The sequence below is a fragment of the Exiguobacterium profundum genome, assembly GCF_042652865.1.
GTDB lineage: Bacteria > Bacillota > Bacilli > Exiguobacteriales > Exiguobacteriaceae > Exiguobacterium > Exiguobacterium profundum.
In genome coordinates this window covers 1,653,581-1,669,013 of sequence record NZ_JBHSHG010000001.1, presented here as the reverse complement: position 1 = coordinate 1,669,013, position 15,433 = coordinate 1,653,581, and the positions used below count along the sequence as shown (strand labels likewise).

Sequence of the window (15,433 nt, the reverse complement as noted above, 5' to 3'; positions counted from 1 at the left end):
AGTGTAGGTGTTTTTACGATTTATGCATGGAATCAACCGATGCATAAATCGTTTTTTATATTGAACTTGATTTAGCATGTGGAAAATAAAAAATCAAAAATAGATGGTCGTAAAAATGAAAGCGCAACTAATTACGGATTTAACAAGTGCTATACTGAAAGAAAAAGATAGGAATAGGTGGAATGGTCATGGGGAACACAACGCCACGTAACTCTAAATGGATGAGGACATACAATCGTGCACTGATTCTTAGATTGATTCGGCTTCATCAGCCGGTATCACGGGTTGAACTTGCTAAGAAGACGAGTTTGACGAAACCGACGATTTCGAACATTGTTAACGAATTGAAGGAAGAGGGATTAATCAGTGAGCGCGAGCTTGGGGTCTCAAGCGGCGGACGTCGCCCGATCATGCTCGAACTTGCTGCGAGCGACCGTTTTGTCATCGGAATCGATGCGACACAGCGAAAACTGCATGGCGTCGTCACAAACATTCATGGAGAGTTACTTGACGAAGCATGGCACGACGAACGGTTTGACACGAACGAGGAGTTCATCGACGCGATTGTCGCTCTCTACACCATATTGAACAAACGAGCTATAGGGAATATCATTGGACTTGGTGTTTCTGTGCACGGAATGGTCGAGGCGGGTGAAGGGATTGTCTTATTTGCCCCACGTTTTCACTTGCATGATATCCCTCTCAAGCGCGAACTAGAGAAACGCCTCGAGCAGCACGTATTCGTTGAGAACGATGTGCGGACACTCGCCCTTGGTGAATTGTACTTCGGGGAAGCGATTGGTATCGAGGAATTCTTCTACGTGTATGCCGGTTATGGAATTGGGGGAGCCTATGTCCACGCGGGCGAATTGATTGACGGTGAGCATCATATTGCTGGGGAGATTGGACACATGCGCATCATGCTCGACGGACCAATCTGTTCGTGCGGTAATCGTGGTTGCCTAGAGGCAGTCGCCGGGGAACGTGCCATATTGAATGAAGCTCGTCAGCTCTCGCATGAACTGACACTTGATGATCTTCGTGACGCTGTCCATTTGAATCAAGATGTCCGAAAACTATACGAACGGGCCGGCGAATATATCGGTATTGCCACGCTCAACATGATCCACCTTTTGAACCCGGGACGTATTCTTCTCGGAGGTCCGCTATTCAACTATGCGCCAGACGTCGTCACGAACATTCAGGAGCGTGTCGCCCAAACGGCGCTCACCCTTGACGCCCGACAGACCGATATCCGTGTCGTCTCGTGGAACGCCAGCCAAGGGGCGCTCGGAGCCGCAGCGCTTATCACGAACGAGATGTTCGGTGAAATCCAATGAAACCATGAATCGCCGTTCTATTAGGGAAAGGCGATTTTTAATTTCTTTATAAGAAAGCGTTTACAATATAAATGAGGGCATGCTATAGTCTATATGTAGTTAGATAATAAATTTAATTTACTAAGTAAGGGGTGACACTCTCAACGACACGTTTGGAGGGGTAGCGATGCAAAAAGAGACACCATTGAAAGATCAGTTTCACACAATCTTCGGTCGCTACGGGGCGACTAGGATGTTCGCACGAAAGGACTTTGCCTTCGATGAAATGGAAGCGCTAACGGGGGATGAGACGAGCATCATCATTACGCGCTCTAGACGCGATGGTATCTTCCGTCTTTATGACGATGAGACGCGTGATATCCGATTGTTCCGAGCATCGACGCTCTCGCATGACGTGTCGTTCGAGGACATGGACGGCCTGTTTGAACTTTTGCTATGGCGCTTGAAAGAACAGGACGCATTGCCGTTCGGGGCGGACCTCTACGTCGTCGGCCCATACATAGACGGACCGAAGCTCGATTTGGAACTGATAGCGTACACATTAACATGGCTCGGGGATCGCCCGATGTCAGACCATCTTATTCGGGAGTTATGCCATCGGATTGTGGCGTGACAACACATTCAAAGGAGAATGAACATGAAAAAAACGACGATTGCACTCGCATCATCTGTCTTAATGCTCTCATCTTTACTCGCTGCCTGCGGCGATGACGAACAAGCGGCGGCGACAACGGAAGACGGCAAACCCGTCATCACATGGTGGGGGTGGGCGCCACAACCTGAAGTCGGGGAAGAAATGGCGAAGGCGTTCAACGAATCGCAAGATGATTATGTGGTCAAGTTTAAACGCCTCGAAGACTACGAGCAACAGCTTCAAGTCGCGATGCTTGGTGGAGATGGTCCGGACGTCATTGGTCTCAAAGAACCGATGATTCCGCAATACAAGGATCGCCTTGTACCAGCGAAAGACTACATGGATAAAGCGGCCGGAGAAGGATGGAAAGATAAATTAATCGAACTTGGTGTCGAACAGACAACAGTCGACGGTGAACAGTATGCGGTACCGGTCGGATTCACAGGACAGGCATACCTCATGTACAACAAAACACTCCTCGACAAATATGGCGTGACACCTCCGAAAACTTATGATGAGACGGTTGCGGCGATTGACAAAATCAACGCATCTGGCGACAAGGTCATCCCGATGCAACTAGGCGCGAAGGACGCGTGGGTTGGCGTTGACGTTTTCAACGTATTGAGCCACCAGGTCGCACCAGGTTACATCCAAGAAGTGCTAGCGGGTGACGCGAAGTGGACGGATAAAGAGATGGTCGAGACGGCTGAACTTTGGCAACAACTGTACGAGGACAAAGTGTTCCAAGAAGGCGCTTTGGGTCTTGCGACATACATGGACGGCATGAACAACTTCTTCGACAAGAAAGCAGCGATGTGGATCATTGGTTCATGGGAAGCCCACTCGATGACGACGGTCGAGAAGCGTGACAAGTGGAACAACTTCGAAGACGAGATTGGTTTCGTCCCAATGCCAAACCTTGCAGGTGGTACAGAACAACCGGTCATCGCATCAATCGACATGGCACTAGGTGTCAACAAAGAATCGAAACAACAAGAAGGTGCGGCTGCCTTCATCGCCTACATGACGCAAGGTGAAGGACAGGCGCTATACATGGAGAAGTTTGAGATGGCACCAGCCATTAAAGACATCGAAGTAGCATACGAAGACAAGTTCACCAATGATGTTGAACGTGAGTCGTACAAAATCTTGAACGAAACGGTGAAGAACGCTGTCGCAGGACGCGGAATCCGTGACCCGAAAGTCTACGACGCACTCGGAAAAGAACTTCAAAACATCGCTGCCGGACAAGATGCGAAAGAAGCACTCGCACGCATCCAGGCGATTGCGGACCAAGGTAAATAATCAAACGAGCGCCAGTAGCCAGACTCACTGGCGCTCGATTTTTTGAATCTGAAAGTGAGGGAACCTTATGCAACAAGCAACCGATTTGACCAAGTCCAAGCCGAAGCTCACATCGGTACCACCGAGCGCACCGAATCCGATTCGTAAGAAAGAGCGGATGAAGCAGAACTTGATCGGCTGGGCGTTCGTCGCTCCGACCGTCCTGTTCGTCATCGCTTTCATCTATTACGGAATCTTCTACAACGCCTATCACTCACTCTTTTCATGGGACGGAATCTCGTTTGAGAAAGTGTATATCGGTTTTGAAAACTTCGGCCGGATGTTCAAAGACCCAGAATTTTATAATGCGCTCAAAAACACGGGGATCTTCACTGTCTTGACGGTCACGATTCAGGCGGGTCTCGGGCTCGTATTGGCCTATTTGCTTCACACGAAAGGCATGGGGCGGACGTTCTTCAAATCGGTGTTCTTCTTCCCGGTCGTCTTGAGCCCGGTCGTCCTCGGGGCGGCGTTCACGCAAATTTTTGACTTCCAGTTCGGATATATCAACGAATTCCTTCGCATGATTGGTCTTGGTGCGTTTGAACAGAACTGGCTCGGCGACCAAGACGTTGCGCTCTACGCTATCATTCTGATTAACATCTTCCAATGGACAGGCTCGTCCATGATCATGTATTACATGGCGATGCTCGCAATCGAACGGGAAGTGTTCGAGGCGGCTAATATCGACGGGGCAGGATTTTGGCGTACGCTTTGGAGTGTCGTCTTCCCGAACTTGAAAGGGACGACGTTCACACTGACGATCCTCGGGGTCATCGGTGGTCTAAAGACGTTCGACATCGTCTGGATCTCGACACAAGGAGGACCAGGTAACTCGACCGAGGTCATCTCGACATACCTGTTCCGTAAATCGATGTTGCATCAAGAGGTCGGCTATGCCAGCGCTGTCGCCGTCATCTTGCTTGCGATTGCACTCGGCATCACGTACTTCCAGATGCGTGTACAGAAGAAAATGGACTAAGGGGGAGAACAGATGGAACTGCAAACAAAGAAAGGAAGATGGTTCACCAATATCGGTCTGTCACTCATGGCAATCCTCTGGTTGTTCCCGATCTTCGTCATGTTCAAGGAAAGCTTACGTGTCAATGGCTTCAACAACTACATCGCGACGCTACAAAACCCGAACTTCCCACAATTCGTCTTTAACAGCTTCATCGTCGCCTTCTTCATGATCTTGATTTCCATCTCATTTCTCGCATTTGCGGCGTTCGGTTTCTCGAAGCTCCAGTTCGCCGGGAAGCGCCTTTTATTTAACCTCGTTCTGGCGGGATTGATGTTACCGGTCGCCTCGCTCATCGTGCCACTCTTCTTCACGTTGCGCACACTTGACGGGCTCAATAGTTATTGGGGATTGATTGGTGCCGAAATCGCCTTCTTCCTTCCGTTCGGACTCATGCTCATCAAGAGTTACTTCGACGAGCTGCCAAACGAATTGATGGAAGCAGCGCATATCGACGGGGCGTCGACGTTTCAAATCTTCTATAAAGTCATGATGCCACTCGCCAAGCCGGCACTCGCAACAGCGACGATTTACGCGTTTCTCAACTCATGGAACGAATACTTGATGGTACTTACGTTCATGACAGACCCGGCCAAACAGACAGTAACGATGGCACCGACCTTCTTCACGGAAGCGCTCGGCGGAGACCCTGGTAAATTATACGCCTCGCTCGTCTTGATCAGCTTGCCGACGATGGTGTTTTATATCTTTTTCCAACGCTTCTTACAAAAAGGCATGACTTCAGGAGCGGTCAAATAATCGATTGAGGTGAACAGCATGTATTTAGGAGTAGATTACTATCCAGAACAGACTGATCGTGCACTTTGGGACGAGGATGTCCGCTTGATGAAAGAACTCGGTGTCAACGTCATCCGGATGGCGGAATTTGTCTGGACGATGATGGAACCGTCCGACGGTGAGTTTGACTTCTCATTTTGGGATGAGGTCGTCGAAACCTTCGGCGAACACTTTGACATCGTGCTCGGCACGCCTACGGCGACACCGCCCGCGTGGCTTATCGAAAAGCATCCGGACATCCTTCCGGTGACGAAAGACGGGGTGCGTATCAGCTTCGGAGCTCGTCGTCACTATACCGTCAACAGCCCTGTCTACCGCGAATACTGTGAACGAATCACCCGCAAGATGGCGGAGCGGTATGGTCGTCATCCACGTGTCATCGGTTGGCAGACGGACAACGAGTATGGACATGAACAGTCGGACCGTTCGTACGGTGATGTCGACCAAGAGGCGTTCCAGGAATGGCTGAAAGAACGCTACGAGACGCTCGACGCGCTCAACGCGGCTTGGGGGACCGTCTTCTGGAGCCATACATATACGGCATGGACACAGATTCCGGTCCCTCGCACCGTGTTCCAAGAACACAATCCGTCGCTTCTCGTCGATTTTGACCGCTTCTGCTCGGACGCATATCGCTCGTTTAACAAGCTCCAGGTCGACACGCTCCGCCCGCTCATCCATGAGGATGCGTTCATCACGCATAACCTCGTATATAGCGACATGGCAATCAACCAGCAGCAGATGGCACAAGATCTCGACTATGTCTCTTTCGACAACTATCCGGTATGGGGCGGGTTGCCAGAACCAAACCGTTTCGAGAAGACGGCGCACGATCATGATTTGTGCCGTTCTTCGAAACAAGGCAAAGGATTCTGGGTGATGGAACAGTTGAGCGGGGCACAAGGATGGAGCCGCATCGGCTACTTACCACGACCTGGTCATATCCGTCTCTGGACACATCAGGCTGTCGCGCGTGGGGCCGAGGCGATTGTCTACTTCCGATTCCGTGCCGCGGATTTTGGGACGGAAGAGTTCTGTCACGGCATCATTGACCATGACGGGAAACCGAAACGGAAGTTCGAAGAAGTGAAGCACGTCATGTCGGAGCTTCACGCGCATGGCGACATGATCAACGCGGCTGCGTACAAGTCAGACGTTGCTGTCTATTTTGATCAGGAGAACTTATGGGCGTGGACGCACCAACCACACTCCGACGCATTTAACTTCAAGCAAGAGTTTGTCCGCTTCTACGGTGCAGCTGTCCGTCAAGGTGTCAACACGGATATCGTCTTCCCAGGGGACGCGCTCGATTCGTATAAACTCGTTGTCGTCCCGCTCTATTTCCTCGGAAATGATGTGTTTGACGAGACGCTCATCGACTATATCGAAAAGGGTGGGCACGTCATCTTCACCTACCGTACAGGCGTGAAAGACCCGATTAACCGTTGCCACAACTTGACGCTACCAGGTAAGTTTGCCGAATACGCGGGTATCGAGATTGATGAGTACGAGAGTTTGCAGACCGTCCAATCGAACGAAGTCCGACTCGGTGACCAAGTTTCTGAGGCGAACATTTGGTGTGACTTGATTACACCGAAAGGCGCCGACGTATTGGCAACATATGAAAAGGCCTTCTATAAAGGGACTGCGGCAATCACACGGCACACGTATAAAGGAGACGTGACATACATCGGTTCATCGGTCGACGACGAGATGCTCGATGCAGTTTATCATCAGGCGCTCACACGCGCTGGGATCGACGCGACCCGACTTCCAGACGATGTCGAGAAGGTCGACCGTCAAGGAGACGGGCAGGTGATCCGCTTCTACCTGAACCATTCGACCGAGGTTAAATCAACGGTTGACCTCGATGGCACGTGGCAGACGCTTGACGGGGAGACGGTAACAGGCAAGCTCGAACTTAAACCGCTCGATGTTGTCCTATTGAAACAGGAGGTGAAGGCATGATTGTTCGTCACGACAATCGGTTCGCCCTCATCGGAACGAATCTCACGTACGTGTTTGATGTCGATTCACGAGGTCGTCTCATCCATCAGTATCTCGGCGGACGCCTGCATGAATTAGACATCATAGAACTACCAGACGCGCGCGTTCTGCACTCGTCGTTCGAGACACCAGAAGGGGTGGCCGCTTACGAGTTCACCTCGTTCGGCGACCTTGTCTATACGGAACCGACGTTGAAGAGTCATACGACGACAGAACGATTGCACGCTTTCTCACTCGGTGATGCACGTATCGATGGAGAGACACTCGAGCTCGATTTGATCGATTCAATTCAATCACTTCAAGTGACGCTCCAGTTCACGCTTCATCCGGTTTACGACATCATCTCACGCAAGATGACCATCACGGCAGGAGAAACGGTCACGCTCGAGAGCGCGCAGTCTTTCAGCCTCGGACTCATTGAGCGCGAGATGCGACTCAGTCATTTCAGCGGGGCGTGGACGAGCGAGTTCCAGCTCCAGCAAGGGACGCTCCTCCCAGGCAAGAAAACGATCGAGAGTCGTCGCGGATTGACGAGCCATCAAAGTAATCCGTGGTTCGCGCTCGACAGTGACGCGACGGAGACAGACGGGGAGGTCGTCTTTGGATTCCTCGGTTACTCCGGCAACTGGGCGATTCATTTTGAAAAAGACGAGTTTGGCTTTACACAGGTGACGGGCGGGATCAATCCGTTCGACTTCGCGAAGACGCTTCAAGTGGGTGAGTCGTTCACGACGCCACCGGCCTATATCGGCTATACGCAACGCGGGTTCGGTGGTATGAGTCAGAACGCCCATGACTTTGAGCGCGACGTCATCATGCCGGAAGCGACACGTGACGTGTTACGCCCGGTCCTTTACAACTCCTGGGAGGCGACCTATTTCGATGTCAGCGAGGATGGACAAAAACGTCTCGTCGATGAGGCGGCCGCGATTGGCTGTGAGTTATTCGTCGTCGATGATGGTTGGTTCGGTGAGCGTCACTCGGACGCGGCCGGACTCGGGGATTGGCACGTCAACACGACGAAGTTCCCGAACGGGCTCGACCAGCTCGTCCGCTACGTCGAGGAGAAAGGCCTCCAGTTCGGGCTATGGGTCGAACCGGAGATGGTCAATCCGGATTCAGATTTGTATCGGGCTCATCCGGAATGGATTTACTATACGGACGGACGCCCGTCGACGACGTCGCGGAACCAGTTCGTCTTGAACCTTGCACTGCCTGAAGTGGAGGCGCACGTGACGGCGTGGCTCGATGAATTGCTCGGACGACACGCGATTCGTTACATCAAGTGGGACATGAACCGCGCCTTCTCAGAACCGGACAGTCCGCGCATGGAAGATGCGAAGGAACTATGGCTCCGTCATGCGGAAGCCGTGTATCGCATCCTCGACACGTTGCGGGAGAAACATCCGAATGTCGCGTTCGAGTCCTGCGCAGGTGGTGGTGGACGAATCGATCTCGGTGTGCTCTCACGCGTCGAGCAGGTCTGGACGAGCGACAACACGGACGCGTTCGACCGCCTCGCGATTCAAGAAGGTTTCTCATACGCCTACAACGCCAAGATGATGAGCTGCTGGGTGACGGACTCACCGAACTGGTTGAACAATCGTTCGTTGCCGCTCGCGTATCGGTTCGTCAGTGCGATGCAAGGCACGCTCGGTATCGGTGGCAACCTACTAGAATGGACACCAGATGAGCTTTCAGAAGCGAAAGAATGGATTGCGACGTACAAGACGATTCGTCCGATTGTGCAGCACGGGACGAGCCATCGCCTCGCTTCACTCAAACGGGACGGCTTCCATGCCGTCGGCTATACGAACGGCGAAGACTATATCGTCCTCGTCAACGCCGACCGTCGTCAGTACGGGAAAAATCGTTTGCGTGTGAAGCTACGCGGGCTCGATCCTGAACGGACGTACGAACTAGAAGGACGCCGCGTGAGCGGACGCTATTTGATGGAACAAGGCATAAACCTCACACAACAAACAGACTATGACGCGTATTGCCTGGTCATCCACCCGGCATGAGCGATGGAAGGGATGAAGCCGCATGCTTTCATTTAACATGGAACAGCTGAAACAACAATTCGAGGAGGTGTTTGCCACCTCAGCAGACCGGTCGTTCTTCGCACCGGGACGCATCAATTTGATTGGCGAGCATACCGACTATAACGGAGGACACGTCTTCCCATGTGCAATCACGTTCGGAACATACGGACTCGTGAAAAAGCGCGAAGACGACCTGATTCGTGTCTATTCGCTCAATTTTGAAGAGGTTGGTATCGTCACGTTCCCGGTGACGGACGAGACGTACGAGGCGAGCCACGACTGGGCGAACTACGTGAAAGGGGTCGTCACGCTTCTCAGGAAAGACGGACACGACCTCAACGGGTTCGACTTCTTCCTTGCGGGCAACATCCCAAATGGGGCGGGTCTCTCGTCATCAGCCTCCCTCGAACTCGTAACGGCATACATGTTAAATGAAGTGTACGGTCTCGGTCTCGAACGGCTTGACCTCGTCCGACTCGGACAACGGGTCGAGAATACGTTCATTGGTGTCAATAGCGGTATCATGGACCAGTTCGCTATTGGAATGGGCAAAGCGGGGCAGGCGATGCTCCTCGATTGCGAGACGCTCCATCATGACTATGCACCGATTGTCCTCGACGGGTACGACATCGTCATCATGAACACAAACAAACGTCGGGAACTCGCCGACTCGAAATATAACGAACGTCGGCGCGAATGCGACACTGCACTCGGCTTGATTCAACCGAAATGTGAAGTCAATTCTCTCGGACAATTGTCGATGGAAACGTTTGAACAAGTCGCGCTCGACTTGCCAGAGACACTTCGTAAACGGGCGCGTCATGCTGTTTCTGAGAACGAGCGGACAATACTCGCCTACACTGCTCTACAGGAAGGACGACTCGAGACGTTCGGTCAGTTGATGAATGCGTCGCATGCATCGCTCCGGGATGATTACGAAGTGACCGGCATCGAGCTAGACACGCTCGTTTCAGCCGCGCAAGGGTGTGACGGCGTCATCGGTGCTCGCATGACGGGGGCCGGATTCGGTGGTTGTGCCATCGCCATCGTCCGTCAAGACAAGACGGGATCGATGATTCAGGAAACGTCGGATCGATATGTGTCGACAATCGGTCACGCACCGACGTGTTACGTCGCCTCGGTCGGGGACGGGGTACGAGAACTCGTAGAGGAGGAAGTGAAATGAGTATACTCGTTGTTGGCGGTGCCGGCTATATCGGTTCGCACGCCGTTCGTACATTGTTGAAAGAAGGGGAAAACGTCGTCATTCTCGATAACCTTCAGACAGGACATGTTGAATCGATTCCACAGGATGTCCGTTTTTATAAGGGCGACCTGCGTGATCGAACGTTCTTGAAAGATGTTTTCATAAAGGAATCAATCACAGACGTCCTTCATTTCGCAGCGAACTCCCTCGTTGGCGAATCAATGACGGACCCGCTCGCCTACTATGACAACAACGTCTTCGGGACGCAAATTCTCCTCGAGACAATGCGCGATGCGTCAGTGAAACGGATTGTCTTCTCCTCGACGGCCGCGACTTATGGTGACCAGACCATGATGCCGATTGACGAGACGGCGCTTACGAATCCGACGAACACATACGGGGCGACAAAGCTCGCGATGGAGTCGATGATTCGCTGGTGTGACCAGGCACATGGTATCCGCTCGGTCGCACTCCGTTACTTTAACGTCGCTGGCGCGATTGCGACCGGTGAAATCGGCGAAGACCATGACCCGGAGACGCATCTCGTCCCAATCGTTCTGCAAGTGGCGAACGGACAGCGTGACGCGATTACCGTGTTTGGTGATGACTATGCGACGGAAGATGGGACATGTATCCGTGATTATATCCACGTCCAAGACCTCGTCGATGCGCATATGTTAGCGCTCCGTTATTTACGAGAAGACGGTGCGAGCGACGTTTTCAACCTCGGGACAGCGAACGGGCTATCAGTGCTCGAAATTATCGAGGCGGCACGTCGCGTGACGGGACATGACATTCCGGTCTTACTTGGTGAACGCCGCGCCGGGGACCCGGCTAAATTGATTGCCTCGTCTGACAAGGCAAGACGTATCCTCGGATGGACACCGACCCGTTCCGACGTCGAGACGATTTTGACGGACGCTTGGAACTGGCATGTGACACATCCATTCGGCTATCAGGTGAAAGAGGTGAGACGATGATCGATGTGATGATTGAGGCACTCGTCGACGCGGCGATTCGTGAAGAGCTGATTGACGAGCAGGACCGTATCTATTCACGGAACCGCGTGCTCGCAAAACTGAATAAGCTCGACTTTGAAGTCCCACGTTTTGTGTCAGAGCTGTCAATCCCCGAGTTGCTCGAACAAGTGGTCGAATATGCAGTGGGGGCGGACATTATCGAGCCGATCCTTGAAGAGAAGGACCGCTTCATGGCGGAAATCATGGATATCTTCGTATCCAAGCCATCGGAAGTGACACGTCATTTCAATGAGCTCCTTGAGACAGATGTGACAGCGGCGACTGACTATTTCTATCGGATGAGTCAGGCGTCAAATTATATCCAGACACGTCGTATCGCGAACAATATCACGTATCAGGCACCGACTCGCTATGGTACGCTCGATATCACCATCAACTTGTCGAAACCGGAGAAGGACCCGCGTGAGATTGCACTCGCTCGAATGCAACCGACCTCGACATCGAACTATCCAAAAGGATTACTCGCGATTGAGAACGAAGGATACAGCGGTCACTTGAAACACCCAGCGCGTGCGAATCATCGCATCATCCCGCTCACGCTCGGTGGACAGCCATGGTCGTTCCAGTATTCACCGTACCTCTATTACAATGAGCACTCAATTTTACTGTCGAACGAGGTGCGTGACATGGTCATCGACCGAGGAGCTTTCGAGCGTCTGCTCGACTTCATCACGCAGTTCCCACACTACTTCGCCGGGTCGAATGCGGACTTGCCGATTGTTGGAGGCTCGATTTTGACGCATGACCATTACCAGGCCGGCCGCTACCGGTTCGCGATGGACGATGCGCGAGTCGTCTCGACATATCGTTCTGAACGCTATGATCAAGTCGATATCGAGACGCTGTACTGGCCGCTCTCGGTCGTCCGTCTCCGCTCCAATCAAAAAGAGCAGCTTGTCATGTTGGCGAACCAGTTGCTCGGATATTGGCGCGATTATGAGGACACCGTTAGTGAAGTCATTCCGTATACAGAAGGTGTCCCACACAATACGGTGACGCCAATTGCAAGACGCCGAAACGGACGTTACGAGCTCGATCTCGTCTTGCGAAACAACCGAACGAGCAAGGCGCATCCGGACGGTATTTTCCACCCGCACGCTGATGTGCATCATATCAAGCGTGAGAATATCGGCTTGATTGAAGTAATGGGGCTCGCCGTCTTGCCAGCGCGCCTGAAGACAGAACTTGAGCAAGTTGTTCACTATGTGGCCGGCGAGGACGTCGATGTCAAAGTGATGCATCAAGAGTGGGCCGATGAGTTACGGAAGAAGTCGGGCGACCCGAAAACGATTGTCGATCAAGCGGTCGTCGATAAATTTGTGAAAGGTCTTGAGGATGCTGGTGTCTTTAAACAGACGAACGCTGGGCAGGAACGATTTGATACGTTCATCCGGTCACTCCTTAGCCATGTCGATAAAGTGGAGTACGGAACACCAAGGTCGGGAATGAGAGAGAAAACGAACTAAAGGTGGTAGTACGAGTGAAACAAGCGACGATTCAAAACGCCAATGGCATGATACTATCCGCCATTGACTATGGCTGTGCGATGACGGAACTGACGGCCCCGGACCGGGAAGGGAATTTTGACTCGGTCATCTTGAAGTACGGGGACGTCTCACAATACTTAGAAAATCCGGTCTATCTCGGGTCAATCGTAGGGCGGATTGCCGGACGGATTCGTGACGCAGAGATTGAGGGTGTCGCCTTGACCCCAAGCGAGGCGCCCCATCATATTCACGGAGGCGAGAAAGGCATCACGTCCCGTTATTGGGAGATGGATGCGGACGAACAGTGTATCCAGTTCACATATCTCAGCCCGGACGGAGAAGAAGGGTATCCCGGCAACGTCTTCTTCAAAGTGTTGTACGAACTGACGGATCACAATGAACTGATTGTCACGATGACGGCGGAAACAGACCAACTGACGTGGGTCAACCTGAACCATCACAACTATTTCAATCTTGGCGGACGTCCGACCATCCACGACCATGAGCTGACGCTACCAGCCGATTCGGTCGGGGTGCTCGACGCGGATTCGCTGCCGACAGGAGAGTTGCGTGATGTGAGCGGGACACCGTTTGACTTCCGAGACGGAAAAGCGGTCCGAGAGGCGCTCGTGTCAGGAGACGAGGCGATTGAACGGGCGAGCGGTCTTGACCATCCTTTTATCTTGAAGGATGGACCGATTCGATTGCACGACCCGATGAGCGGACGGACGATGACGGTCGAGACGAATCAACCGGTCATGGTCGTCTACACAGGGAATTTCTTGAGTGAAGAGACACCGGTGACGCTCGACGGTCGACAGAAACATAGCGCAATTTGTCTCGAAGCCCAGGCGTTCCCAGATGCCCCGAACCATCCAGACATCGCAACCTCAATCGAACTGAAACCGGGTGAGTTGTATCACTCGCGGACGGTGTATCGGTTTGGGGTGGAATGAATTCATCACTACCATTCAAAAAGGAGGCAACCGATTTAAGTCGGTTGCCTCCTTTTCAATCAAGATTTAGTAGTTTGAACAGGAGTAGTGACGTCCGCCCCGTTCGTCGCAATCACTTGCTTATACCAATCGAAGCTCTTTTTCTTCGAACGTGTGAGCGTCCCGTTGCCTTCATTGTCTTTATCGACATAGATGAAGCCGTAGCGTTTCTTCATCTCACCGGTCGACGCACTCACCAAGTCAATCGGACCCCAGCTTGTGTAGCCGATGATGTCGACACCGTCCTTGATGGCCTCGTGCATCTGTTCGATATGTTTCGCCATATAGTCGATGCGATAATCGTCTTCGACATATCCGGTCGCATCCGGTGTATCGACGGCACCGAGTCCGTTCTCGACGACGAATAGCGGCTTTTGATAGCGGTCATACAGTTGGTTCGCCGTGATCCGGAAACCGGTCGGGTCAATCGTCCAGCCCCATTCCGATTTCTCGAGGAACGGATTCTCAAGTGAACTGAAAATGTTTCCTTCGGTCGACTGGTTTATCTCTGGATCCGTACTCGTCGTCCGACTTGCATAATAGCTGAAGCCGATGTAGTCGACCGTATGCTCTTTCAACAGTTCGAGGTCTCCTTCTTCTATCTGAAGCGTAATACCTTGCTCCTCGAGATATCGTTTGGCATATCCCGGGTATTCTCCACGTGATTGGACGTCGATGAAGAAGAACGATTCACGGTCTTTGTCCATTGCATCTAACACATCATTCGGGTTACACGAATAGGCATACGTTTGACCAGCAGCAAGCATACAACCCACCTGTAGATCAGGATTGATTTCGTGAGCTGCTTTGACGGCTTTCGCACTCGCGACGAGTTGATGATGGGCCGCCTGATATTTCACTTGTTGCTTGTCTTCTCCGTCCTCGAACACGATGCCCGCTCCAATGAATGGGAGGTGGAGTAGCATATTGATCTCGTTGAACGTCATCCAATACTTCACTTTACCGTTGTAGCGGGTGAAGAGGGTCTTCGCATATGTCTCGAAGAAGTCGACGACTTGTCGATTGCGCCAGCTTCCATATTTTTTGATCAAGCTGACAGGTACATCGAAGTGAGCGATTGTCACGACCGGTTCAATCCCATGTTTTAATAGTTCATCGAAGACATCATCATAAAACTGCAAACCTTCCTCGTTCGGCTCCACGTCATCTCCGTTCGGGAAGATTCTTGACCATGCGATCGAGAGGCGAAGCGCCTTGAATCCCATCTCAGCGAATAAAGCGATGTCTTCTTTGTAGCGATGGTAAAAATCAATCGCTTCATGCGAAGGATAAAACTCTCCGGGCATAGGTTCTAATGATGGCAATTCTCCAAACATGACATCGAAGCGTTTTTTACCCGTCGGCAACAAGTCGACGGTAGTTAAACCTTTTCCCCCTTCTGCATAAGCGCCTTCTGCTTGGTTGGCGGCAATGGCGCCACCCCATAAAAATCCTTTTGGAAAACTCATCGTATCCATCCTTTCTATATTAGTGGGAGGAAAAATCCTCCCACTT

At 52.0% G+C, this 15,433-nt stretch carries 12 protein-coding genes; 11 read left to right on the top strand and 1 reads right to left on the bottom strand.

The features are described 5' to 3' along the window. Window positions 1–188: 188 nt before the first annotated feature. From ACFO4U_RS08485 to ACFO4U_RS08435, 11 genes are all read left to right on the top strand, one after another. Complete coding sequence (locus ACFO4U_RS08485) at window positions 189–1,340, top strand: ROK family transcriptional regulator (RefSeq protein ID WP_215243653.1); 1,152 nt, start codon at window positions 189–191, stop codon at window positions 1,338–1,340. Window positions 1,341–1,506: 166 nt separating this feature from the next. Next, the gene (locus ACFO4U_RS08480; RefSeq protein ID WP_214690480.1) at window positions 1,507–1,953 is read left to right on the top strand and encodes a hypothetical protein; all 447 of its coding nucleotides are present in this window, start codon (window positions 1,507–1,509) and stop codon (window positions 1,951–1,953) included. A 24-nt stretch (window positions 1,954–1,977) separates the two neighbouring features. Continuing rightward, window positions 1,978–3,279, top strand: coding sequence for an ABC transporter substrate-binding protein (locus tag ACFO4U_RS08475; RefSeq protein WP_251131788.1), 1,302 nt, complete (start codon window positions 1,978–1,980; stop codon window positions 3,277–3,279). Between the two features lie 67 nt (window positions 3,280–3,346). Beyond that, the gene (locus ACFO4U_RS08470) at window positions 3,347–4,300 is read left to right on the top strand and encodes a carbohydrate ABC transporter permease (protein ID WP_214690482.1); all 954 of its coding nucleotides are present in this window, start codon (window positions 3,347–3,349) and stop codon (window positions 4,298–4,300) included. 12 nt (window positions 4,301–4,312) lie between these two features. Continuing rightward, window positions 4,313–5,098 (top strand): carbohydrate ABC transporter permease, encoded by a 786-nt coding sequence (locus ACFO4U_RS08465; protein ID WP_074035881.1) that lies wholly within the window; start codon window positions 4,313–4,315, stop codon window positions 5,096–5,098. Between the two features lie 18 nt (window positions 5,099–5,116). Then, entirely contained in the window at window positions 5,117–7,105 is a 1,989-nt protein-coding gene (locus ACFO4U_RS08460) for a beta-galactosidase (protein ID WP_215243655.1), read from the top strand. Beyond that, entirely contained in the window at window positions 7,102–9,168 is a 2,067-nt protein-coding gene (locus tag ACFO4U_RS08455) for an alpha-galactosidase (protein ID WP_215243656.1), read from the top strand. Before ACFO4U_RS08460 ends, ACFO4U_RS08455 begins: the two co-directional genes overlap by 4 nt. A 22-nt stretch (window positions 9,169–9,190) precedes the next feature. Continuing rightward, window positions 9,191–10,375: a galactokinase gene (locus ACFO4U_RS08450; protein WP_208606702.1), complete on the top strand. Its 1,185-nt coding sequence runs from the start codon at window positions 9,191–9,193 to the stop codon at window positions 10,373–10,375. After that, window positions 10,372–11,376, top strand: coding sequence for a UDP-glucose 4-epimerase GalE (galE, locus tag ACFO4U_RS08445; RefSeq protein WP_074035883.1), 1,005 nt, complete (start codon window positions 10,372–10,374; stop codon window positions 11,374–11,376). The genes ACFO4U_RS08450 and galE overlap by 4 nt, the downstream gene beginning before the upstream one ends. Then, the gene (locus ACFO4U_RS08440) at window positions 11,373–12,902 is read left to right on the top strand and encodes a UDP-glucose--hexose-1-phosphate uridylyltransferase (RefSeq protein ID WP_214690485.1); all 1,530 of its coding nucleotides are present in this window, start codon (window positions 11,373–11,375) and stop codon (window positions 12,900–12,902) included. The genes galE and ACFO4U_RS08440 overlap by 4 nt, the downstream gene beginning before the upstream one ends. Window positions 12,903–12,916: 14 nt before the next feature. Continuing rightward, the gene (locus ACFO4U_RS08435; protein ID WP_215243657.1) at window positions 12,917–13,879 is read left to right on the top strand and encodes an aldose epimerase family protein; all 963 of its coding nucleotides are present in this window, start codon (window positions 12,917–12,919) and stop codon (window positions 13,877–13,879) included. A 59-nt stretch (window positions 13,880–13,938) separates the two neighbouring features. Here the strand turns inward: ACFO4U_RS08435 and ACFO4U_RS08430 are convergent, their stop codons facing one another. Then, entirely contained in the window at window positions 13,939–15,396 is a 1,458-nt protein-coding gene (locus tag ACFO4U_RS08430) for a 6-phospho-beta-glucosidase (protein ID WP_276551142.1), read from the bottom strand. Between the last annotated feature and the right edge of the window lie 37 nt (window positions 15,397–15,433).